The following is a 20,960-nucleotide window of genomic DNA, read 5'->3' on the forward strand; positions in this document are numbered from 1 at the left end:
GGAGACGAAAATGACCGGAAGACTGGTTGGAAAGACGGCGGTGATATCGGGTGGAGCCGCAGGCATGGGGCGCGTCACGTCTCTTCTGTTCGCCAAGGAGGGCGCGCGTGTTGCCATCATCGACATTCAGGAAGAGGCGGGCCGTGAAACCGTCAAGATGATCCACGACGCCGGCGGAGAGGCCTGGTTCTATCAGGCCGATGTCGCCAGATCTGCGGACGTCGACCGCGCCTTTGACGCAATCAAGACAGAGATCGGCTCCTACAATGTGCTCTTCAATCACGCTGGCACGATCATCGTGAAACCACTCCACGAGTCCACCGAAGATGATTATGATCGCCTGATGGATATCAATGTCCGGTCCGCGTTTTTGGTCTGCCGGCGCGCCTTACCGGAAATGGCCGCCAACGGTGGGGGATCCGTTGTGATAACCGCCTCGATCGCCTCTGAATTGGGGTATGCTCTCGAGTCGCTCTACTGCATGACGAAAGGCGCTGTGTTACAACTCTCGCGCGCCATCGCCGTTGAGTATCGCGAGCGGGGCATTCGGTGCAACGCTGTCTGTCCGGGTTTCGTGAAGACCGCGCATGGGCTGCGAGAGATCGCCGAACTGGATGCGCAGGGGCAGCACTGGGAAGACGGCGATCTTGCCGCGACCCAGGGGCGCATTTGCGAACCCGAAGAGGTCGCGAACGCCGTCCTGTTCCTTTCATCGGACGAAGCGAGTTTCGTGAACGGGACGGCGCTCTACGTTGATAACGGTTGGTACACGCGCGGCTAAAGAAGCGCATCTCTAAGGCCTGTGAGGTTAAAGAAACTCCACTTCGACAGCACCTAGTAACTGCGGTCTTAGTCATATCTTGCTATAGCAACTTGCGTTTCTGATTTGATCGCCTCCGGCCTCTAAGCGGCCTCACTGCAATGCAGATGAATTCCCGGGTTCAAGGTCAATTGAATGTCGGCTTTCACTGAAGCCACTTGGCCTGTTCGCATATGCAGATAATGACCGGTAACCGCCCTTCATTGCCGTTTATGACGTTTGCCGCAATTGTCACTTTGGGCTCGAAGCCGTCTTCCAAGCATTTTTGATTAACGTCAGCTTTCGGGTCATTTGCAGCCGCTGACTCCCTGCGATTTGGATGGCAAGGTCACGCATTTTGCGGATGGGTCACACCTTTCTGATTCAAGTCACATAATATCAATTATTTAACCCTGGCATGTGTCACGCCTTTATTGGCGGCGGCCACAGATTTTAGAGATCCGAATCCTCACTTTGTTCAACAGAAGCGGACCGAACTTACTCGTGCCGCAGTGAGCAATTGAGGTTGATATGCCCAAGTTGACACAAGATCAGCTGGCGGAGCGGTGGCACATGTCGCCGCGGACGCTGGAGCAGTGGCGCTGGCTCGGAAAGGGCCCCAGGTTTTTGAAGATCGGCGCGCGCGTTTTATACGATGAAGGCGTGATCGAAGCCTTTGAGGAGGCGCAGGTCTGCCAGAATACATGCGGACCGATTTCCGGGGAGGGTGTGTAATGGCAAAGTCCTTCCCCTCACACAAAGTCAAATCGCACCTTGTCTACACAGTCTGGGAGGTGGCGGACGTTTTGGGCTGTCATCGCCAGACCGTCATTCGCTGGATTGGGAACAACGGACTTGCGGCTGATACCAGCAGCAAGCCTTGGTTGATCGAAGGACATGTGCTCAAGGACTTCCTCGGACAAAGACAACGCAAGGCGCGGTGCAAGTTGGCATTGCATCACTGCTACTGCCTCAGCTGCAGAGGTCCGCGCGAACCCGACGGCAAGATCGCTGACTATGTTCAGGAAACAGCTTCCAGCGGCCGCCTAACAGCCCTCTGTCCGACGTGTGGTGCGGTCATGAACAAGATCATTCGCCGTTCAGATCTGGAAGCCATTCAGGCCAAACTGGAGGTCACACTTCAACAAGCCTCCCCAAGATTAGTGTCCTGTACCGAACCCCATTCAAAAGTGACCTTGAAAGAGGAGCCCGAGACCCATGCCAAAACACACCTCGGATAACCTGCGCATCAAGCGCAAACACCTTGTCTGGCTGAAGGACGCAAAGGGGCTGTCGCAATCTTCGATCGACAAAGCCGCAGCATCGATTGCCATCTATGATAAATGGCTCAAAGGTAAGGACTACAGGGCGTTCCATTCAGAAAGGGCGCGCGCGTTCAAACGCCATCTGCAAGGTCTGCGCAATGAACGAACGGGCGCGCCACTGTCAGCAGCTACGATCAACGGAGTGTTGCGCGATGTCATGAAGCTTTTTGACTGGATGGCGGACCAACCGGGGTACAAGTCCAGGATCTCGCGCGCAGACATTGCCTATCTCACGCCGGATCACAAATCGGAACAAGCTCGACGCGCAAATCTTTGGAAGCCCCATCCGTCTCCCGAACAGGTAAAACACCTGTTGTCGGTCATGCCTGTAGATACTGTGATCCGGCGCCGCGACCGCGCGCTGATCGCCTTCCTTTTCCTGAGTGGCTCACGTGAGGGCGCGGCCATCACCGTGCAAATACGGCATGTCGACCTTTCCAATAAATGTGTACAGTTTGACGGGCGCTCCGTAGATACCAAGTTCGGAAAGTCATTTACGACCAGCTTCTTTCCCCTCAGTGATGATGTCGAAAGGATTCTGCGAGACTTGGTAATGGAACTTCGTCAAGACCATCTTTTCCCGAACACGAATCCTCTGGAACTAATGAACCGATTTCGCGAACGCAGGAGGCTGCCTATCGAAATACAAAAAGCGACAGCGACACGCTGCTCAAGTGAATTTCTGAAACACGTTTTGCAACAATGTCTCGATATGTGCCGCTGACTTGTTCGCGCTGACTTTCAGTGAATTTGGGCGCCCGCAGCCATTGCGGAGATCGAGCGCCGCTTTCAGTTGTGCCTTTGCGTTTTTGCCGATGATCGACAAGCCTTCGAGCCGGTCCAAGAAATCGCTCTCTCCCATCTTGCCAATGTCGTCGGTCGACTTCGCAGCTCTCCACTTCTTGCCTATGATGCGCGTCGCTTCCGCGTTGAACGAGGCGAGGTGATGGGCATGGACGTGCTTGTGCAACACGTCAACGGCGCCAAGCCATGACATGACGATTGCTGAGCGATATAGCTCTGCCTCATGGCACCTGATTGCTTCTTCAACGAAGTTCCGAGTGTCGGGATCGGTCACACCGTCCAGATGCGCGCGAAGGTCAACGGCGACCTGCATCGCGGCAGAACTAACCTTTGCGACGCCAAGATTGCGGAGATGTAGCTTTCCCGCGTCTGTCAGTTCCCAACCATCAGAGGTGCGGATCGCGCGGCCTTTGCTGCCACCGAGAGTGTGAGAGATATTCCAGTTTCGATTCTTTGGTTCTCGGAAACCTGCCGAGGCGGCTCGGTCCTTGATATGAGACACGGACAGCGGATCATCTGACGACGCGAGGACCAGCAACAGCTTGTCCAAACGAGAAAGGTCTCGGTGGAGCCAGTCTTTCAGTTCATCCGATTTCAGCAACCTTGGCCTCAATGCTTTGCCGTTCCGAGGCGCTCAGCGCGTAGCGATCTCCAGAAAGATGGTTAAGGCGTTTCGCCTTGGTCAGGGTTGCAAGGCTTTTGCTGAGGTTGCCGCCCATGCTCTTATTGTAGTATGACGAAGCGCCTTTCATTTCATCGAGAATTTCAGAACGGTTCACGCCTGCTTTCTTCTGCACAAGTTCGAGTTGCGCCACCGCACACATGACCAAATCCGAGCCCGTTTTGGCTTTAAGATGAGCGGCTATGGTATTGGTCGATGCATCAACGCCGTTGTTTTCCGATGCCGGTTCAGCAGCCATACTTGGTGTCGGGCTTTCATCAACGGGTTCATCCGGTACGCGCCCGGCAAGTTCGCCCATGGTAGTGAGCAAGTCTTCGATCCCGCCGGTTAAAAACGACGGGTCGCCTTCATACTCAAGTTCCATGGACCCACCCTTGATCCGAATCTTTGAACTGCTTATAGTGACCTCAACAAATGCGACATTTCTACCTTACTACTACTAGATGTAGTTGTCGGCGAGATTTCGCCATCATGTTTATTTTCTGGTATAAGATTGAGATATACAATTCCATTCTCATGGAATGATACCCGGCCGAGCTTGAACGCCGTTGCAGTGATCGACCCAAGTACCGCGAACAAGAATGAGCGTGTGCGATGCGTTCTTTCCGCAGTCGATCGGCCCTTCAACCGGGCGGTCATGGGAATGTGACGGCACTTTTCCGGTCCGTACCGTTTGCTCAACGCTGAGATCAGCCGTTTCTGGACCGGCGCTATTTTCGTGGACGAGGCATGACTGACCAAAGCAACCCGATGCTTCTGTTCCACGATTTCTTCCACAGCGCCCGCAAAGGAATCGAGCCCGCCGGAAAACATCAAGACACGGTGGGGCTTCCATGAACTATTTCGGCCGAATTTGAAGAAGCGCGATCGCTCTGCATCCGGTTCGTCTTTGGTCGAAAAAGAAAATTCAAAGCGGTCGCCGGATAGAAACATCAACGTTTCTTCCAGAACCTGTATTACGCTCTCACGTTGCCAGAAATCCAGATCGCGTACCGGCATGGTGGCTACGAACCGTCTGTGCCACTTCTCACCCATCTTCTGATCCGCCAGGCCACCACGGCTGACTGCCGCGTCCGCACAATAGACAAGCGCGGCAATCTCCAGCAAATCGAGCGCACGATCCTGCAATCCCTCGACCAATTGACGGTTCAATTGTCCAATCCGTAGCGTCATTGCGACTTCGCGGCCAGCAATGTCGAGACGCAGGACTTCATCACCGCCGCTTTTTGTCAGGGGCGGCAACCATCTGACTTCAACTTCAGGCAACGGCGCGACGGCGCCCAAACTCCGAGCGCATCTTTTTGAACGCGTAAGCTGTGAACTTGTCTATTGCACCGCGATCAAGCGCCTGCTTCTGCCAGACGGTTTTGCCATACCAGCCGCCCGCATATTCTTCGACAATTCTAGACACTTCAAATGTGTGCTGGGCGAGGGCTTGTTGAAATGCCACTCGCTGTGCATCGGTGGAAAAGCGTCGATCCTCGCCAGTGTGATTGGCGAGTTCCCGGCTCAGATAGTAGTCTAGAGAGCGGTATGTCAGCCGGGCAAAGAAATCCCGCGCGAGTCTTGCAAAAGCATCGCCCGAGGCGAAACTCGCGAGTGCTTGGCGAATTTCTTGCGGTGTCGGTTCAAACAGGGATGGCAACCGGTCGTGCAGCTGAACGGAAAGGCTTTCCAAGAGCGCGGCCTTCGCCAATTCTCCTGCATCTGAGGAACTTCGGAGATCGAAGCTCCTGCCATCAACGGCACGATCCAAACCGGCCAGCAAGCCGGTCACTGAACCGAGTTCCGACGTCGCAATGCCCAAGTCAGCCAAAGCGTCTTCGAAGCCCGGAGCCCTTGCAAGCAAAGGCAGCCTCACGAGGAGATCACTTACAAACTGAAACCTGGGGTCACGACTCGCCCGTGCGAGATCGCTCTCAGATGCATCCGCTGCGGCCTCGGCGATCTCTTCGACTGACGCATCGGTTGCGATCAGATCAACGACCTCGCGCCACTTCCTGGACCGAGGCAAAGTGCCAAGCCTGATGTGTCCCATCAGTTCCTCCCTTGTCTGCAGAGTCATGCAACCCTCGGGCGAATGTAAAGGGAAAAATCGGCATCTACGCTTACCCTACGCTTACCCGAAGGGAGTGTTAGGCATGAGATCGCCTCGTAAGTCTTTGAAAACAGTGGTGAGCCGTGCAGGATTCGAACCTGCGACCCACTGATTAAAAGTCAGTTGCTCTACCAACTGAGCTAACGGCCCACTCTATGTTTGATCTTTCGATCTTGCGCGCTCACTAGGACAATTTGCCAACTGGGTTCAAGCCCTAAATTTGCGCATCGTTTTGCCGTTACACAGCGTGTATCCGGCGTCCCGATAGGCGGCCTAATTAGGCAGGTGGCGCGGGGGGGTCAACCCCTTTTTTCAGGAATCTTCACCGCAGGGTGGATTCCTTTCTGGCGCAAGGTTATATGCGCGCCATGCAAGGAATATTCACCTCTGGTTTGCCATTCATGAAAATGCACGGGCTGGGCAACGACTTTGTTCTCGTGGATGCGCGTGCGCAAGCGGTTGAGATCACGCCCGCAATCGCTCAGGCGGTCGGGCACCGGCATTTTGGCGTTGGCTTCGATCAGCTGGCCGTAATCGAAAACGGCGCTGCGGATGCGCATTTGGTGTTTTTCAATGCAGACGGGTCCACCTCTGCCGCTTGCGGGAATGCGACCCGCTGTATCGCCCGCTTCCTGATGGAGGAAACAGGCAGGTCGGAACTAACCCTGACCACCGAGCGCGGCACGCTTCATGCGCGCGATGCGGGGGATGGTCTGACCTCGGTCAACATGGGGCAGCCGCAACTGGACTGGCACGAAATTCCCCTGGCTGAAGAGACCGACACGCTGGAACTGCCGATTGAAGGCGCGCCAACTGCCACTGGTATGGGCAACCCCCACTGCACTTTCTTTGTGGAAGACGCCGAGGCGATCCCCCTGGCTGAGTTTGGGTCGCGATATGAGCATCACCCGCTTTACCCCGAACGTACTAATGTTCAGGTGGCGCAGATCATCGGGCCGGATCACATCCGCATGCGCGTATGGGAACGTGGCGTCGGGATCACGCTGGCCTCTGGGTCATCGTCCTGCGCGACGGCTGTTGCTGCCGCTCGGCGTGGTCTGACCGGGCGCAAGGTGCAGATTGATCTGGATGGCGGCACCATCTGGGTCGACTGGCGCGACGATGGCGTTTGGATGACCGGGCCCACCTGTCATGTCTTCTCGGGTACGCTGACGCCTGAGTTTCTGAGGACACTGGGATGAGTGTTCCGAAATTCACCACTCTGGGCTGCCGTCTGAACGCCTATGAAACTGAGGCGATGAAAGAGCTGTCGCAGCAAGCGGGTCTGTCCAACGCGGTTGTGGTGAACACCTGCGCAGTAACCGCCGAGGCCGTGCGGAAAGCCCGGCAAGAAATCCGCAAACTGCGCCGCGAAAACCCCGATGCCCGGCTGATCGTGACCGGCTGTGCCGCACAGACCGAGCCTGAGACGTTTTCAGCGATGACAGAGGTCGACGCCGTCATCGGCAATACCGAAAAGATGCAGCCTGACACCTGGAAAGGCATGGCTGCGGATTTCATTGGCGAGACTGAGGCCGTGCAGGTCGATGACATCATGTCGGTCACTGAAACTGCCGGTCATCTGATTGACGGGTTTGGAACGCGGTCTCGGGCCTATGTGCAGGTCCAGAATGGATGTGATCACCGCTGCACCTTCTGTATCATCCCTTATGGCCGTGGCAACTCGCGCAGCGTCCCTGCGGGCGTGGTGGTGGACCAAATCAAACGGTTGGTGGACAAGGGGTACAACGAGGTCGTTCTGACCGGTGTGGACCTGACCTCATGGGGTGCTGACCTGCCCGCGCAGCCCAAGCTGGGCGATCTGGTAATGCGGATTCTCAGGCTTGTACCCGACCTGCCGCGCCTGCGGATCAGCTCGATCGACTCGATCGAAGTGGACGAGAACCTGATGCAGGCCATCGCGACCGAGCCGCGCCTGATGCCGCATTTACACCTGTCACTGCAGCATGGTGACGACTTAATCCTCAAGCGGATGAAACGCCGCCATTTGCGCGACGACGCCATCCGCTTCACCGAAGAGGCGCGCAAGCTGCGCCCCGGGATGACCTTTGGCGCCGATATCATCGCAGGCTTCCCGACCGAGTCAGAGGCGCATTTTGAGAATTCACTAAAACTGGTCAGCGAATGTAATCTGACCTGGTTGCATGTCTTCCCCTACTCTAAGCGTGCAGGCACCCCGGCCGCCCGCATCCCGCAGCAGATCAACGGCAAGACTATCAAGGACCGGGCAGCCCGCCTGCGCAAAGCCGGTGAGGCGCAGGTTGCCAAACACCTGGCCGCTCAGATCGGGAAAACCCATCACATCCTGATGGAGAACCCGCATATGGGCCGGACTGAGCAGTTCACCGAAGTGGCGTTTGCATCGCCTCAGCACGAGGGGCAAATCGTGGCTGCCAAAGTGCTGGGCTTAACCAAAACACAGCTTATTGCCTGAAGCAGCCTTATTCAGCTCATGGCGGCGGATACCGCAGCCGTATCGTAGAATTCATCATACTCGCAGATCAGACCATCGTGGAACCTGCATATAATCACGATGGGCGTTTCCATCGTCTTACGGGTGCCTCTATGCCTCCAGGCGCAGACACCGATACCAACGACGCGGTCGTCCTGTGCGATGGTGTCTTTTAGCGTCCAGTGCTGCATCTCAAATGCTGTTGTCAGCTCTGTAAGGTATTCCAGCATCTGAGTCTGACCATCGCGTGCGCGGCTGAAATCCAGTCGGTTTTGCCCCTGACCCAAGGAGCGCAATCTCAGATCCGTGGTCGTGTATTTTTTCCACATCCTGATATCCGACGCCTTGCAGTCATTCCATTCTGTGAAGGCTTTCCGCATCGTTTCAACATTGCTTTGCGTGCTCATGATCAATCCTCCCAATGAATACAACTGAAATGCGCTTGCCCCAAAATACGAAAGGGCCGGGCAAGTATAGCACCGGGAAACGGGGAAACAAAAAAGGCCCGGTGCTGTGCACCGGGCCAATTGGGATTTATCGGGCTTTCCGATCAGCTGATCTTTTTGCCTTTGTGCGGTGCCCACAGGCGCTTGTTTACAAGATACAGCAGCACCGACAGCACCGACAGAAAGATCACGCCGACAAAGCCCGAATACTTACGCTCCATCATCTTTGGCTCGGCTGTCCACATCAGGAACGCAGCGATATCCTCGGACATGGCTTCTACGGTGGCTGGATGACCATCGGCGAATTCCACCTGATCTTCAGCCAGCGGCGGCGCCATCGATATCCATCCACCGGGGAAGGCTTTGTTTTCGTACAGGATGGTGCCTGCCTCTTCCTTTTCCTCACCGGTATAGCCATCCAGCAATGAGGCGATGTATTCCGCACCACCCATGCCTTTAAGCAACTGATTGATGCCCAGTCCGTACGGACCGTGGAAACCGGCGCGAGCCTTGGCCATCAGGCTTAGATCAGGTGCGCCCACCGCATCGTTTGCCGGAAAGTGATCCGTCGGAATCGCAGGGCGGAAATCATCCAACTCGGGGTCGAAAACTTCGAAGTTTTCCGCCGAGTAGGCAATGACTTCTTCTTCCGAATAGCCCAACGCTTCCAAGTCGCGTAGCGGAACGTATCTCAGGCCGTGGCAGGCTGCGCAAACCTCGGTATAGACCTGAAGGCCACGCTGCAACTGGTTCTGATCCCAGGTGCCGAACGGTCCTTCGAAGGAGAAATCGAAATCCTCGATATGGGTGTCTTCGGCCCCTGCCGCGAAGGACGCAGCAGGAGTAAAGGCCAGAGCAAACGCGGCGCCGATTGCAAGTTTCTTGAACATGTTTCCGGTCCCTCTTGTCATTCGGCCGGGGCCGCTGCGGGTGTGGCATCGGCATCAGCCTTGCCATAATGCGCGTTGAAGTCTTCTTCGATGGTCTCGGGCTGCGGCAGCGGCTTCTCGATGACGCCAAGGATCGGCAGGATCACCAGGAAGTAGGCGAACCAGTATGCCGAAGCGATGAGCGAGAAGGTCGCATAAGGTTCTTCCGCGGGCATGGCGCCCAGCCACATCAGCGCAAAGAAGTCGATGACCAGCAGGTAGAACCACCATTTGAACATCGGACGATACTTGCCCGAACGCACGGTCGATGTGTCCAGCCAGGGTGCCAGAGCCATCGCCAGGATCGCACCAAACATCGCCAGAACACCAAAGAACTTAGCGTCGATGATGCCGCCGGTGATGAAGCTGGCGAACTGCACAACCCAAACCTCGGATGTGAAGGCACGCAAGATGGCGTAGAACGGCAAGAAGTACCATTCGGGCACGATATGTGCGGGCGTAACCAGCGGATTGGCCTCAATATAGTTGTCCGGGTGGCCCAGATAGTTCGGCATAAAGCCGACAATGGCCCAAAACACGACCAGGATTACGGCAAGCGCAAACAGGTCCTTGATCACGAAGTACGGCCAAAACGGCAATGTGTCCTTCTCGGCCTCGGCTTTGGAAGTCCGACGCACTTCAACACCAGTTGGGTTGTTATTGCCGGTGGTGTGGAAGGCCCAAATATGCACAATTACCAGTCCGGCAATGATGAACGGCAGCAGGTAGTGCAGCGAGAAAAAGCGGTTCAGCGTCGCGTTGTCCACGGCGGGTCCGCCCAACAGCCAAGTCTGGATCGCCTCGCCAACAAAGGGGATCGCGCCAAACAGGCCGGTGATCACGGTCGCACCCCAGAAGGACATCTGACCCCAGGGCAGTACGTAGCCCATGAAGGCGGTGCCCATCATCATCAGGTAGATCAGCATGCCGATAATCCACGTGACCTCGCGCGGGGCTTTGTAAGATCCGTAGAACAGGCCGCGGAAGATGTGGATATACACTGCGACAAAGAACAGAGACGCACCGTTTTGGTGCAGATAGCGGATCATATAGCCGCCATTCACGTTTCGCATGATGTGTTCGACGCTGGCAAAAGCCAGGTCAACATGCGGCGTGTAGTGCATCACCAGGACGATACCGGTGATGATTTGCAACGCCAGACAGAATGTTAGGACGATGCCCCAGATCCACATCCAGTTCAGGTTTTTGGGCGTGGGAATCATCAGGGTGTCATAAAGAAGGCCGACGATTGGCAAGCGGCTGTGCAACCACTTTTCGCCGTTTGTCTTCGGCTCGTAATGATCGTGGGGAATTCCGGACATGAGTTGGGTCTCCCTTAGCCGAGTCTGATTGTGGTTGAGTCAGTCCATTCCGCAGGCGGAACAGGCAGGTTCTCAGGGGCGGGGCCTTTGCGGATCCGGCCAGCAAGATCGTAGTGCGATCCGTGGCAGGGGCAGAACCAGCCACCAAATTCACCGGCATCGCCAAGTGGGACGCAGCCAAGGTGGGTGCAGACGCCCATCTGGACCAGCCACGCACCAGGCGCTTCGCCTTCGGGCGACGGCATTACGCGGTTCGCATCGGTCGCGGGTGCATCTGCGGGCAGGTTCACATTACGTGCCAGCGGGTCAGGCAGCGCCTCTACACCGTCGGCGTCTTGCTCTTGCGCCGCCTGAATCTCGGCTTCGGTGCGGTGACGAATGAATACAGGTTTCCCCAACCATTTCACCGTCAGCTGCGTACCCTGTTCGACGCCGCTGACATCCACGCGGATCGAGGACAGCGCCTGAACGTCTGCCGAGGGATTCATTTGGTTGATCAGGGGCCATACGGCTGCACCCGTGGCAACGACACCTGCGCCGCCAGCGACGTAGTAGAGGAAATCTCTGCGGGTGCCTTCGTTGTCTTCTGCGTGGGACACGAGGTTCTCTCCGATTTGTAGCGCCCGAGCACGGGCATATAGCTCGCGCACCGCACGAATGCGGTGTCTCAAGCCGCGTATCTAGCCGGGAGAAATCGGTTCGTCCAGCGGTCATAGGCGCGCACTACGCCGCATCTGGGCATTCATTTCAGTATCGAGGGCAAAATTTTCAATGCCTGGCCCGGTTTATGGGCAAAAATCCGGGGTTCAACCGGATTTTGGCCAATGTGATTCGGTGAAATAATTCGTTGCCACAAGCGCCTGAATCGGAACCTGTCGCCAAGGCTGAGTGTTGGGTTTGAAAAGCCTGCCGCGCGGCGGCGCGATTTCACGCATCGCCACATTTAGCCGCCATACGAAATCTTTCGGCTTGTTGCCTAACTTGGCGGACGGGTGGCGACCATGCTGGGTCGTTCGCTGAATGCGGTATACCAAGCCGCCAGCGCATCATTGCCGGCGCGCCAACCACGTGCATCATGGCGCAGGTCCAGATAGCCCAGCGCACAAGCCACAGCGATCTGACCCATATCCAGCGACCCTGACAAATGCGCCATCCAGCGCTGGTTCAGCGCAGCACAGGCGCGTTCAATCTTGACCCACTGCGCCTCGACCCACTCATCCCATTGCTTGTCCTCAGGGCGCAAGCGGGCTTCGTATGTCATCAACAAAGCAGCATCCAAGATGCCATCAGCCAATGCTTCAAGCGTCAGAACGTCCCAACGCCGCGCGCCTTCAGGAAAAAACCCCGCTTCGGCACGTGCGTCGAAGAACGCGCAGATCACGCGGCTGTCAAACAGGGTTGGGCCGTCCGGGCGTTCCAACGCTGGAACTTTCGTTAACGGGTTCTTACCTTCCAGAGGCGCAGCAGGCGAGAGCGGCGTTCCCGCAACCGTTTCCAGCTCAACATCTTGCAACTGGTTGGTTTCGTGCAGCAACACCATGACCTTGCGCACATAAGGTGACGTCTGGCTGTGATAGAGTTTCATTCGCGCTCTCCTTGGATGGGCCGACCTTACAGCACGGTGGCTGAAACGAAACCCGCCATTTTCGCGCTGCACGCCTCTTGCAGAGACACGCGTACCTTGGCAAAGTCGCCGCGTTCTCAGGGCGGGGCGGAATTCCCCACCGGCGGTATGCGGGCGATGATCCGTAAGCCCGCGAGCGGCCTCGGACTTGTTCGGGGTGTCAGCAGATCTGGTGAGAGGCCAGAGCCGACGGTTACAGTCCGGATGAAAGAGAACGCGCAACGCGCCATGGATGCGGCGTGTCTGCTCGTGATCGCCTTGGGTGAAGTGTCTGTTTTGCTAAGGAGATCATGATGACACACACCCGCTATGCCTTCGTCAAAGCCAACTGGCATTCTGATATTGTCGACCGCGCGCTCGATGGGTTTCTGCAACTCATCCCCGCCGGGCACGTCGATGTGTTTGACGTCCCCGGCGCGTTCGAGATGCCCCTGCTGGCGCGCGACCTGGCCCAAACCGGGCGCTACGCGGCTGTTGCTTGCGCTGCCTTCGTGGTGGACGGCGGTATTTACCGGCACGATTTTGTGGCGCAGGCCGTGGTTGACGGTCTGATGCGGGCCGGATTGGATACAGGCATACCGGTGCTGTCAGTGTCTTTGACCCCGCACCAGTATCAGGAAACCGACCACCACAACGCCATTTACCGCGATCACTTTGTGCAAAAAGGTCGCGAAGCGGCCCAGGCGGCGCTGCAAATCACCAAGACGCGCGCCGGATTAGCCGTCGCCGCGTGACGTGACCAAAGGTTGAGGCTGTAACGCCTCAACCGCAAATCCCCTTGAGGCCGCGGGCCTTGCCCGCTAATCACGACGCGCAAAGGAGCATGCCCCATGTCGATGAACAGTTTTGGACATCTTTTCCGCGTCACCACTTGGGGCGAAAGCCACGGACCCGCCTTGGGCGCCACGGTGGACGGCTGCCCGCCGGGTGTGGAAATTGAAGAAAGCATGATCCAACACTGGCTGGATAAACGCAAACCGGGGCAAAACAAATTCACGACGCAGCGGCGAGAGCCCGATCAGGTGAAAATCCTGTCCGGCGTGTTTGAGGGGCAGACCACCGGAACACCCATCCAGCTGATGATCGAGAACACCGATCAGCGCTCGAAAGACTACGGCGATATCATGGACAAGTTCCGACCGGGCCATGCCGATATCACCTATTGGCAGAAATACGGCATCCGGGATTATCGCGGCGGCGGGCGCAGTTCGGCCCGCGAGACTGCGTCGCGGGTGGCGGCTGGTGGGCTGGCACGCGAGGCCATCAAACAGATCGCGCCAAATGTTCAAATCACCGGCTATATGACGCAAATCGGACCAAACAGGATCGACCGGACAAATTTCGACTGGTCCCAGATCGAACAGAACCCGTTCTGGACACCTGATGCGCAGGCGGCCGCGGATTGGGCGACCTATTTGGACGAACTGCGCAAATCCGGCAACTCGGTCGGCGCGGTCATCGAAGTCGTCGCGCGCGGTGTACCTGCTGGGATCGGAGCGCCCGTTTACGCCAAGTTAGACACTGATCTGGCCGCTGCAATGATGTCGATCAACGCCGTCAAAGGTGTTGAGATCGGCGAAGGCATGGCCGCCGCCGAACTGACGGGTGAGGCCAACGCAGACGAGATTTTCATGGGTCAGGACGGCCCGCAATACAGCTCGAACCACTCCGGCGGTATTCTGGGCGGGATATCGACCGGGCAGGACATCGTGGTGCGGTTCGCGGTAAAACCGACCTCGTCCATCCTGACCACCCGCAAGACGATCACGAAATCCGGCGAGGAAACCGAAATCATCACCAAGGGCCGCCACGATCCTTGCGTGGGCATCCGTGCGGTGCCGGTTGGCGAAGCAATGATGGCCTGCGTGATCCTGGATCACCTGCTGCTGCACCGTGGTCAGATCGGAGAGAACCGTGGACGGATCGGCTGATCTGCGTTCGCGCCTGCGTGCTGTAGTTGCGCAGCGGATGGAGACCGATCCAGCGCATGATCTGGCGCATTTGGACAGGGTTTGGGTGAATGCTCAGGCCATTGCAGACGCGCAGACCAATCTGCCGGTTTTGCTGGCGGCCAGCTATCTGCACGATCTGGTGAACCTGCCCAAGGATGACCCCCAGCGGCAACTGGCCTCTCGGCGCTCGGCTGTGGAGTCAAAGCCGATATTAGGCAAACTTGGCTATAGCGCGGATCAAATCCACGCCATTCAGCACGCAATCGAAGCGCATAGCTTTTCCGCGAATATCACACCTTTGTCACCTGAGGCCTGTATCCTGCGCGACGCGGACAGGCTGGATGCGCTGGGTGCGATTGGCATTGCGCGAAACTTTTCCGTCTCGGGCGCACTGGGGCGGGCGTTGTACGACCCGGCCGATCCGTTTGCTGCGAATCGCGGCCTGGATGACCTGACCTACTCTCTGGACCATTGGAAGGTAAAGCTGTTGGCGCTGCCCGGCGACATGCTGACAGACGGTGGCCGCGCAATCGCTCAGAGGCGTGTTCAACGCATGATCCGCTTTTTAGAGGAGTTTTCCGAGGAAATCGGCGCCGCACTGCCCGCCGATTGGATCACGCGCTGAACCCGCTGACTTGCCGTTGATCTTTCCTGCGTAAAAGCGCAGGGTCGCGCGCATGGTGAAATCGTTAACATCGCATCGACCTCTGCTGGCCGTCGCTCTTAAGGTGGGCGCGGTGTTTCTGTTCACCGTCATGGCCGCGCTGATCAAGGCGCAGTCCGATCACTTCCCACCGGGTGAGATGGTGTTTTTCCGGTCGCTGTTTGCCATTCCAGTCATCGTGATCTGGCTGGTCGCGCGCGGAGAATTGGCGCAAGGCTTTGTCGTGCGCAAACCGATGGGGCATTTCTGGCGCGGTGTTCTTGGGACAACGGCGATGGGTCTGACATTCACCGGCTTAGGTCTAATTCCCTTGCCGGAAGCCACTGCCATTAGCTATGCAACGCCGATTATTACCCTTGTCCTGGCTGCGATCATGCTGGGTGAGAGTATTCGTGCAATTCGGATCGCCGCAGTCTCAATCGGGTTGCTTGGGGTTCTGATCATGATCTGGCCCCGTTTGGATGGTGACACGATGCAGGCGGCAGCCACACTGGGTGCCCTGTGTATTTTGGGTGCGACCGTCGCCCGTGCCTTTGTTCAGATTCATATCCGGCAACTGGTGCAGGTCGACCATCCCGCCGCGATCGTATTCTATTTTTCGATGACGGCGACCATCCTGTCGGGGATGACCGTGTTCTGGGGTTGGGTGCTGCCGACGTGGGACCAAGCCGCTATACTGGTTCTGGCCGGCCTCATCGGGGGCGTTGCGCAAATCCTTGTCACATCGTCCTATCGATTTGGTCAGGCGTCTATGCTGGCGCCTTATGACTATACCTCGATGCTTTTCGCCATTGTTATCGGCTATGTCTGGTTCAGCGAGCTGCCAACACTGGTGATGCTGGCTGGTGCAGCGCTGGTAATTGCTGGCAATATCGTGGTGATCTGGCGCGAACATCAGTTGGGGCTTGAACGCGGCAAGGCCCGCGCCGTGACCGACCCCAAAGCATGATCTTTAGCCGTGCCGAACATGCCATGGAATGTGACCAGCACAAGTTCAGGGTTTATCACCAGCGACGCGCAGGATGTTTAAAACTGTGCAAAATCAACATCGCAATGCGCTACGAATATCGATTAGGTTATCGGCGGGTTGAATGTACGGTCGGACAAGATCAGCGTTCTCCAGACGGGGCGTGATGCCCCGCAAGCGCGGTGGGGATATCCAGGATTTAAACCCAAGCGGCCCTTGACCGGATCCGTTAGCGGAACGCGTGTTCGAATAGATGACGAACTGACCCGCGACGACTGGCAGCGCGTTCGGGCAGGTGTTCTGCCTCGTCTGTTTTTTCAAGTGTTTTCTTCTTTTCGACATAGGCGCAGAAGTCGTCATCACAGCAGCATCCGCAAGCTCTTGCGGCTTCGTACATTGCCAAGATTTCGTCCAGCTTTTCGTCCATGTCAGTAATCTAACCGTGCCAAGCGGTGATCGTTTCCAAGGCGGCGAAACGTTGTCACCAAGTTTTGCGCTACGTACGCAAACCACATCGAAGCCCTGTGCCGTGTTGCTACGCATCCGGCACTGGCTATTATCTGATTTTTTTTGTCGGACAAGGCAAGAGGAAAAGTAATCGCGCCATTGCAACGTATGCGTGAGCTTTACGTGATCAGAGATCGCGCAATTGCGGGTCGAGCGTGACTGACCACAGCTCGGTATCGGCCCGGTCCATCAGGCGCACCGTCATCTGCTGCGTCTCCCCGTCGATATCGACAAGGCCGAAAAATTGCAGCCCGGCGTTTGGTGGTAAATTAGGGCCCTGCTCTTTGCTCGGGGCTTTGAAAAATTTTGCTTCGGGCCCAAAGGTTCCATCCAGCACCCGAGGCCCAAATGTCCCGGCGTGCAGCGGGCCCGAGACAAATTCCCAGAAAGGCTCAAAATCCTGAAATTGGGCTTTGTTAGGGTCGTAGTAGTGCGCCGCGGTGTAGTGAACATCCGCTGTGACCCAGACAGTGTTTACGATACTCTCAGCCTTGATAAACCGCAGCAGGTCCGCGATCTCAAGCTCGCGCCCCTTCGGCGGACCGCTATCTCCGTTCGATATCGCCTCAACCCATTTTTGGCCTTTCCAGCGATCCCAAATGATCAATCCGATCGGCATGTTTGAGGCGATCACCTTCCAGGTTGCCGGCGACGTGGCCAACGCACTTTTCAACCAAGCCAGTTGTTCCGCCCCAAGAATACGGGACTGATCCGTAATCTCTGCTTCCATCGACGGCCCATTCGGCCCGCGATAGCTACGCAGGTCCAGAAAGAACACATCGAGCATCGGACCGTACGAAATTTTGCGGTAAACCCGACCCGGTTCGACTGGGGTGAACCGCAAGGGTGTCATTTCATGGAATGCCCGGCTTGCGCGAGATTGCAGCACGTGAACCGATTTCTCGGTGTATCTCTCATCCTCTGTCAGATCCTTGGAGCCGGACCAATTGTTGACCACCTCGTGATCGTCCCACTGGAAAAAGGTTGGGCAGACAGCATTCATCGCGCGCACATGCTGGTCCATCATGTTGTATTTCCACTGGGCACGGAATTCGGGCAGCGTCTCGGCCACCTTGCGTTTCTCGTCGATCAGGGTGGTGTTTTTCCAGATCAGTTGCCCGTCTTTTTCGACCTCGTCTTGCATAGGGTTGTCGGCATAGACAGTATCGCCGGAGTGAATGAAGAAATCCGGCCTGTGCTGCGACATGGTGGCGTAGGTGCGCATCCCATCGTCATCGATGCCCCAGCCCTGACCCGCCGTGTCGCCTGACCAGACGAAACGGATGTTTCTGCGGCTGGTGGGCGCGGTACGGAATTGGCCTGTAATAGGCTCTGACAGAACGTTTATGTCGCTCAGGTCCGCTGCAACGAACCGATAGAAGATATCCTGACCCGAGGGCAGCCCTTCGATCAGCCGTTTGACGGCAAAATCGCTGTTTGGGATAGCATCTATAGGGGTCAGCTTGCGGGCATTGGCAAAGCTTTCGGTGGTCGACACCTCCATCATCACGCGCGCAGGCCGGTCTGTTCGGGTCCAGATCATGCCGGTTGTAGTGTCAACATCCCCGGATTGTACGCCATGCGTAACCACCGGTCGCGCGCTGGCGCGACTGATCGCAGGCATCGACAATGACACCGCAAAGGCAACGCTGCCAGTCAAGAGTGCACGGCGGTTGGGGCGAAGAATTCGGGTCATTACTGCGCTCCTGTCTGGCGACCGTTTCAAGGCCCCGCGATTGGTGAGCGGCAGTAAGCCGCCTGTCAGACAACAGGCGGCTCATAATCATGAAAGTATCACGACGGTGAGGTGATACTGCTTGAAAAAATCGCTCAAGCAGTTGCCCTTTGTTCCGGCGCGCTGAGCGAGATAACGGCGACCACCGCCGCGCCGTTCAGCCAGTAGTATATCGCATCAATGCCCGAAAACCCAAACAGGCTGGGTGCGGCCAAGAATGTAAGCCCAACCAGAAGATCGACAGCCAGGTGGAATTTATAGGGCAGCACCCGCCACATTCCCAGGTGGTGATCGGTCAGAACGGTCAGTACAAACGCCGCCACACCGGTGACAACCGACAACCAGAAAGCCATCGGGTTCGAGTCCCCAAGACCCAGAACAAAAGGCAGCGCCATCAGCGCCACGGCCACTGGATAGTCCAGATAGGCGTGAATGGTGCGGGTAACGAAACGAACGGACATTAAGATTTCCTTTCCTTGCTTGGCATGGCTTCAAGCTAGGTTAGGGGTTCCGTACGTTTAAGTCTGGATCGTCCAGAAAACATTGCAGATCGTTCAGAGTTGAGTCCGATCAGTACATTGACCGGTATGCCGCCGGTGACAGGCCGATCTGTTTCTTGAAAACGCGGGAAAAGGCGGCCTCGGACGCATAGCCCACCTCTGCTGCGGCGTCGGCCACGTTCCAGCGATTTTCGGTCAACCCGTGACAGGCGATCTGCATCCGCCAGTCGGTCAGGTATTGCATTGGCGTGGTTCCGATCTTCTCGGCAAACAACTGCGCGAAAGCGGTACGCGACATGCCGGCCTCACGCGCCAACGATTCGACGCTCCATTCTTGCGCCGGAGATTGATGAAACGCAGTCAGCGCCCGTGAGACCCGGGGATCGGCAAAGCCAGCAAGGGCAGTATCACTGGGACATTGACGCTCAAGATGCGCGCGGATGGCTTGCGCGAAAAGCACCTCGGACATTTTCATCGCAATAAGGTCACCACCGATCCGCGCGCCGTTGATCTCCGACCCGATCATCCGCAGGGTGGCCTCAATCCAAATGCCCGCATCTTCACCATAATTTTCGATCAGGATGTAAGGCGGCAGGCGGTCGATCAGCATATGACCGGTGCCTTGCCGGCCGGGCGGGCTGGTAAACGAGAAATGACCGCAAATCAGTTGCGTATCCCGATCTTCGTCCCCACCACCGTGAATCAGGACGCCGTCACCCTTGTAGCCCGCATCTTCCAAAACCTGCTCTAACGGCAAAGCGTCCAGCGGCGTGACCTCATTGCACAGCAATGCATGAGCCGATCCGTGCGGTATCAGAATCAGGTCTCCTTGCTTCAGACGCAGAGTTTCCCCAGCGTTAGAGACGTGAACCTTCAGCTCACCGCGTTGTACAAAATGGAAACGCGCAACGTTCTGAAAGGCCGGAACCTGAATACCAAAAGGCGGCGTAAAGGACGTTCGAAAATAGAACGTCCCACGTAGAGACAGGCGAGTCAGGATATCGCTGAGCAGGTCCAACATGAGAGTAACGTACACGCGGCTGCCCATTCGTCCAGCCGTTTGAACCATCTGCACAAAAGCTTGAACGGCTGGCAAGGAAAAACCCCCGCGAACAACGGGGGTTTTGAGAAATTGCGGATAGCGCGGATCAGGAGCGGACCAGCGCCTCGTAATCTGCGGCGATCTCGCGAGTAATATCACCCACCTCGAACGTGTAATCACCAATCTGGCCGACGGGCGTGACTTCGGCTGCAGTGCCCGTCAGCCAGCATTGTTCAAAGTCAGCCATCTCTTCGGGTTGGATGTGACGCTCGATCACGGTGATGCCCTTGTCTTTCAGCATCTGGATCACTGTCTGGCGCGTGATGCCGTTCAGGAAGCAATCCGCCAGGGGTGTGTGAACGTCACCATTCTTGACAAAAAACACGTTGGCGCCCGTCGCCTCGGCCACATAGCCGCGGTAGTCCATGAACAGAGCATCCGAGCAGCCTTTGGCCTCGGCCTTATGTTTGGAGATCGTGCAGATCATGTAAAGACCCGCCGCCTTGGCATGGACCGGGATGGTTTCGGGGCTTGGGCGCTTCCATTCGGCGATGTCAAGCTTGGCACCCTGCATCTTGGCGTCACCGTAATAGGCACCCCAAGGCCAGACCGCGATGGCCATGTGCACCGGGTTACGGGCAGAGGCTACGCCCATATCCTCACCCGATCCGCGCCAGACCAGAGCGCGAACATACGCATCCTGCAAGCCACTGGCTTCCAAAGCCTCTTTCTTGGCGGCTTCGATCTGATCAACGGTGTAGGGCATCGGCATGTCCAGTGCCTCGGCCGATGCAATCAGGCGTTCGGAATGCTCACGGCTTTTGAAGATCTTGCCGTTATATGCGCGCTCACCCTCGAAAACCGAGGATGCATAGTGCATTGCGTGGGTCAGGATGTGAACATTGGCGTCACGCCACGGCACCAGCTTACCATCCATCCAGATCACGCCATCACGATCATCATACCCCGCCATCCGAAACCTCCTGAACCGGGTTGAATTTTTCAATTGTTGCGTCATTTTACACGTTTGCGGAAGCAAAGTTGCGCAAAAACTTCGGCTCGATACCTGTCCGCTCTTGGAATGTCAATAA

At 56.8% G+C, this 20,960-nt stretch carries 24 protein-coding genes, 1 tRNA gene and 1 riboswitch; of the genes, 10 read left to right on the plus strand and 15 right to left on the minus strand.

Annotated features, from left to right (window positions below; all coding sequences use genetic code 11):
- Positions 1-10: 10 nt before the first annotated feature.
- The 4 genes from AC2FIT_RS20390 (at position 11) to AC2FIT_RS20405 (ending at position 2,848) form a co-directional block, all read left to right on the plus strand.
- Positions 11-781: an SDR family NAD(P)-dependent oxidoreductase gene (locus tag AC2FIT_RS20390; RefSeq protein ID WP_496831971.1), complete on the plus strand. Its 771-nt coding sequence runs from the start codon at positions 11-13 to the stop codon at positions 779-781.
- Positions 782-1,330: 549 nt separating this feature from the next.
- Positions 1,331-1,534, plus strand: coding sequence for a helix-turn-helix domain-containing protein (locus AC2FIT_RS20395; RefSeq protein WP_058272705.1), 204 nt, complete (start codon positions 1,331-1,333; stop codon positions 1,532-1,534).
- Positions 1,504-2,040 (plus strand): helix-turn-helix domain-containing protein, encoded by a 537-nt coding sequence (locus AC2FIT_RS20400; RefSeq protein WP_496831973.1) that lies wholly within the window; start codon positions 1,504-1,506, stop codon positions 2,038-2,040. The genes AC2FIT_RS20395 and AC2FIT_RS20400 overlap by 31 nt, the downstream gene beginning before the upstream one ends.
- Positions 2,018-2,848 carry a site-specific integrase gene (locus tag AC2FIT_RS20405; protein WP_496831975.1) on the plus strand — a complete coding sequence of 277 codons (831 nt, stop codon included), beginning with the start codon at positions 2,018-2,020 and terminating at the stop codon, positions 2,846-2,848. The genes AC2FIT_RS20400 and AC2FIT_RS20405 overlap by 23 nt, the downstream gene beginning before the upstream one ends.
- Here AC2FIT_RS20405 and AC2FIT_RS20410 read toward each other — a convergent pair.
- From AC2FIT_RS20410 to AC2FIT_RS20430, 5 genes are all read right to left on the minus strand, one after another.
- Positions 2,795-3,529: a hypothetical protein gene (locus AC2FIT_RS20410; RefSeq protein ID WP_496831977.1), complete on the minus strand. Its 735-nt coding sequence runs from the start codon at positions 3,527-3,529 to the stop codon at positions 2,795-2,797. The two genes, AC2FIT_RS20405 and AC2FIT_RS20410, sit on opposite strands and share 54 nt — an antisense overlap.
- Positions 3,513-3,974 (minus strand): hypothetical protein, encoded by a 462-nt coding sequence (locus AC2FIT_RS20415; RefSeq protein ID WP_496831979.1) that lies wholly within the window; start codon positions 3,972-3,974, stop codon positions 3,513-3,515. The genes AC2FIT_RS20410 and AC2FIT_RS20415 overlap by 17 nt, the downstream gene beginning before the upstream one ends.
- Before the next feature lie 32 nt (positions 3,975-4,006).
- Positions 4,007-4,894, minus strand: coding sequence for a hypothetical protein (locus AC2FIT_RS20420; protein ID WP_496831981.1), 888 nt, complete (start codon positions 4,892-4,894; stop codon positions 4,007-4,009).
- Positions 4,869-5,648 carry a hypothetical protein gene (locus AC2FIT_RS20425; protein WP_496831982.1) on the minus strand — a complete coding sequence of 260 codons (780 nt, stop codon included), beginning with the start codon at positions 5,646-5,648 and terminating at the stop codon, positions 4,869-4,871. The genes AC2FIT_RS20420 and AC2FIT_RS20425 overlap by 26 nt, the downstream gene beginning before the upstream one ends.
- 134 nt (positions 5,649-5,782) lie before the next feature.
- Positions 5,783-5,858: transfer RNA gene (locus AC2FIT_RS20430), tRNA-Lys, on the minus strand.
- Positions 5,859-6,067: 209 nt separating this feature from the next.
- Between AC2FIT_RS20430 and dapF the strand changes: the two genes are divergently transcribed.
- Complete coding sequence (gene dapF / locus AC2FIT_RS20435; protein WP_496831985.1) at positions 6,068-6,910, plus strand: diaminopimelate epimerase; 843 nt, start codon at positions 6,068-6,070, stop codon at positions 6,908-6,910.
- Positions 6,907-8,163, plus strand: a complete 1,257-nt coding sequence (gene mtaB, locus AC2FIT_RS20440) for a tRNA (N(6)-L-threonylcarbamoyladenosine(37)-C(2))-methylthiotransferase MtaB (protein ID WP_496831987.1) — start codon at positions 6,907-6,909, stop codon at positions 8,161-8,163. Before dapF ends, mtaB begins: the two co-directional genes overlap by 4 nt.
- A gap of 11 nt (positions 8,164-8,174) precedes the next feature.
- Here mtaB and AC2FIT_RS20445 read toward each other — a convergent pair whose 3' ends face one another.
- The 5 genes from AC2FIT_RS20445 to AC2FIT_RS20465 all read right to left on the minus strand — a co-directional run bounded on the left by AC2FIT_RS20445 (position 8,175) and on the right by AC2FIT_RS20465 (position 12,463).
- Complete coding sequence (locus tag AC2FIT_RS20445) at positions 8,175-8,588, minus strand: nuclear transport factor 2 family protein (protein WP_496831989.1); 414 nt, start codon at positions 8,586-8,588, stop codon at positions 8,175-8,177.
- A gap of 143 nt (positions 8,589-8,731) precedes the next feature.
- Positions 8,732-9,517: a cytochrome c1 gene (locus tag AC2FIT_RS20450; protein WP_496831991.1), complete on the minus strand. Its 786-nt coding sequence runs from the start codon at positions 9,515-9,517 to the stop codon at positions 8,732-8,734.
- A gap of 17 nt (positions 9,518-9,534) precedes the next feature.
- Positions 9,535-10,878, minus strand: a complete 1,344-nt coding sequence (gene petB / locus AC2FIT_RS20455; protein WP_068339584.1) for a cytochrome b — start codon at positions 10,876-10,878, stop codon at positions 9,535-9,537.
- 14 nt (positions 10,879-10,892) lie between these two features.
- Positions 10,893-11,477 carry a ubiquinol-cytochrome c reductase iron-sulfur subunit gene (gene petA / locus AC2FIT_RS20460; protein ID WP_496831993.1) on the minus strand — a complete coding sequence of 195 codons (585 nt, stop codon included), beginning with the start codon at positions 11,475-11,477 and terminating at the stop codon, positions 10,893-10,895.
- Positions 11,478-11,854: 377 nt separating this feature from the next.
- Positions 11,855-12,463, minus strand: a complete 609-nt coding sequence (locus AC2FIT_RS20465; protein WP_496831995.1) for a glutathione S-transferase — start codon at positions 12,461-12,463, stop codon at positions 11,855-11,857.
- A 108-nt stretch (positions 12,464-12,571) separates the two neighbouring features.
- Positions 12,572-12,722, plus strand: a riboswitch (FMN riboswitch).
- Between the two features lie 73 nt (positions 12,723-12,795).
- Here AC2FIT_RS20465 and AC2FIT_RS20470 point away from each other — a divergent pair.
- The 4 genes from AC2FIT_RS20470 to AC2FIT_RS20485 all read left to right on the plus strand — a co-directional run bounded on the left by AC2FIT_RS20470 (position 12,796) and on the right by AC2FIT_RS20485 (position 16,067).
- Positions 12,796-13,236 (plus strand): 6,7-dimethyl-8-ribityllumazine synthase, encoded by a 441-nt coding sequence (locus AC2FIT_RS20470; protein ID WP_496831997.1) that lies wholly within the window; start codon positions 12,796-12,798, stop codon positions 13,234-13,236.
- 96 nt (positions 13,237-13,332) lie between these two features.
- Positions 13,333-14,433: a chorismate synthase gene (gene aroC / locus AC2FIT_RS20475; RefSeq protein WP_496831999.1), complete on the plus strand. Its 1,101-nt coding sequence runs from the start codon at positions 13,333-13,335 to the stop codon at positions 14,431-14,433.
- Positions 14,417-15,079, plus strand: a complete 663-nt coding sequence (locus AC2FIT_RS20480; RefSeq protein ID WP_496832000.1) for an HD domain-containing protein — start codon at positions 14,417-14,419, stop codon at positions 15,077-15,079. Before aroC ends, AC2FIT_RS20480 begins: the two co-directional genes overlap by 17 nt.
- 52 nt (positions 15,080-15,131) lie before the next feature.
- Positions 15,132-16,067: a DMT family transporter gene (locus AC2FIT_RS20485; RefSeq protein ID WP_496832002.1), complete on the plus strand. Its 936-nt coding sequence runs from the start codon at positions 15,132-15,134 to the stop codon at positions 16,065-16,067.
- A gap of 247 nt (positions 16,068-16,314) precedes the next feature.
- Here the strand turns inward: AC2FIT_RS20485 and AC2FIT_RS20490 are convergent, their stop codons facing one another.
- The 5 genes from AC2FIT_RS20490 to AC2FIT_RS20510 form a co-directional block, all read right to left on the minus strand.
- Positions 16,315-16,512 carry a hypothetical protein gene (locus AC2FIT_RS20490; RefSeq protein WP_496832004.1) on the minus strand — a complete coding sequence of 66 codons (198 nt, stop codon included), beginning with the start codon at positions 16,510-16,512 and terminating at the stop codon, positions 16,315-16,317.
- A 207-nt stretch (positions 16,513-16,719) separates the two neighbouring features.
- A complete protein-coding gene (locus AC2FIT_RS20495; protein ID WP_496832006.1) occupies positions 16,720-18,288 on the minus strand; it encodes an alkaline phosphatase D family protein in 1,569 nt (522 codons plus the stop codon).
- A gap of 134 nt (positions 18,289-18,422) precedes the next feature.
- Positions 18,423-18,788 carry an SPW repeat domain-containing protein gene (locus tag AC2FIT_RS20500; protein ID WP_068339612.1) on the minus strand — a complete coding sequence of 122 codons (366 nt, stop codon included), beginning with the start codon at positions 18,786-18,788 and terminating at the stop codon, positions 18,423-18,425.
- A gap of 109 nt (positions 18,789-18,897) precedes the next feature.
- The gene (locus AC2FIT_RS20505) at positions 18,898-19,848 is read right to left on the minus strand and encodes an AraC family transcriptional regulator (RefSeq protein WP_496832026.1); all 951 of its coding nucleotides are present in this window, start codon (positions 19,846-19,848) and stop codon (positions 18,898-18,900) included.
- Between the two features lie 127 nt (positions 19,849-19,975).
- Complete coding sequence (locus AC2FIT_RS20510) at positions 19,976-20,842, minus strand: branched-chain amino acid aminotransferase (RefSeq protein ID WP_496832008.1); 867 nt, start codon at positions 20,840-20,842, stop codon at positions 19,976-19,978.
- Positions 20,843-20,960: the final 118 nt, after the last annotated feature.

The organism is Ruegeria sp. YTSA135 (assembly GCF_059610165.1).

Excerpts from the sequence above, each read along its gene's own strand:
- mtaB (WP_496831987.1), top strand. The coding sequence starts at position 6,907 with ATGAGTGTTCCGAAATTCACCACTCTGGGCTGCCGTCTGAACGCCTAT.
- AC2FIT_RS20425 (WP_496831982.1), bottom strand. The coding sequence starts at position 5,648 with ATGGGACACATCAGGCTTGGCACTTTGCCTCGGTCCAGGAAGTGGCGC.
- AC2FIT_RS20405 (WP_496831975.1), top strand. The coding sequence starts at position 2,018 with ATGCCAAAACACACCTCGGATAACCTGCGCATCAAGCGCAAACACCTT.
- AC2FIT_RS20470 (WP_496831997.1), top strand. The coding sequence starts at position 12,796 with ATGACACACACCCGCTATGCCTTCGTCAAAGCCAACTGGCATTCTGAT.
- AC2FIT_RS20450 (WP_496831991.1), bottom strand. The coding sequence starts at position 9,517 with ATGTTCAAGAAACTTGCAATCGGCGCCGCGTTTGCTCTGGCCTTTACT.
- aroC (WP_496831999.1), top strand. The coding sequence starts at position 13,333 with ATGTCGATGAACAGTTTTGGACATCTTTTCCGCGTCACCACTTGGGGC.
- AC2FIT_RS20395 (WP_058272705.1), top strand. The coding sequence starts at position 1,331 with ATGCCCAAGTTGACACAAGATCAGCTGGCGGAGCGGTGGCACATGTCG.
- AC2FIT_RS20495 (WP_496832006.1), bottom strand. The coding sequence starts at position 18,288 with ATGACCCGAATTCTTCGCCCCAACCGCCGTGCACTCTTGACTGGCAGC.
- AC2FIT_RS20510 (WP_496832008.1), bottom strand. The coding sequence starts at position 20,842 with ATGGCGGGGTATGATGATCGTGATGGCGTGATCTGGATGGATGGTAAG.
- AC2FIT_RS20485 (WP_496832002.1), top strand. The coding sequence starts at position 15,132 with ATGGTGAAATCGTTAACATCGCATCGACCTCTGCTGGCCGTCGCTCTT.
- AC2FIT_RS20465 (WP_496831995.1), bottom strand. The coding sequence starts at position 12,463 with ATGAAACTCTATCACAGCCAGACGTCACCTTATGTGCGCAAGGTCATG.
- AC2FIT_RS20415 (WP_496831979.1), bottom strand. The coding sequence starts at position 3,974 with ATGGAACTTGAGTATGAAGGCGACCCGTCGTTTTTAACCGGCGGGATC.
- AC2FIT_RS20445 (WP_496831989.1), bottom strand. The coding sequence starts at position 8,588 with ATGAGCACGCAAAGCAATGTTGAAACGATGCGGAAAGCCTTCACAGAA.
- AC2FIT_RS20390 (WP_496831971.1), top strand. The coding sequence starts at position 11 with ATGACCGGAAGACTGGTTGGAAAGACGGCGGTGATATCGGGTGGAGCC.
- petB (WP_068339584.1), bottom strand. The coding sequence starts at position 10,878 with ATGTCCGGAATTCCCCACGATCATTACGAGCCGAAGACAAACGGCGAA.
- dapF (WP_496831985.1), top strand. The coding sequence starts at position 6,068 with ATGCGCGCCATGCAAGGAATATTCACCTCTGGTTTGCCATTCATGAAA.
- AC2FIT_RS20500 (WP_068339612.1), bottom strand. The coding sequence starts at position 18,788 with ATGTCCGTTCGTTTCGTTACCCGCACCATTCACGCCTATCTGGACTAT.
- AC2FIT_RS20490 (WP_496832004.1), bottom strand. The coding sequence starts at position 16,512 with ATGGACGAAAAGCTGGACGAAATCTTGGCAATGTACGAAGCCGCAAGA.
- AC2FIT_RS20400 (WP_496831973.1), top strand. The coding sequence starts at position 1,504 with ATGCGGACCGATTTCCGGGGAGGGTGTGTAATGGCAAAGTCCTTCCCC.
- AC2FIT_RS20505 (WP_496832026.1), bottom strand. The coding sequence starts at position 19,848 with ATGTTGGACCTGCTCAGCGATATCCTGACTCGCCTGTCTCTACGTGGG.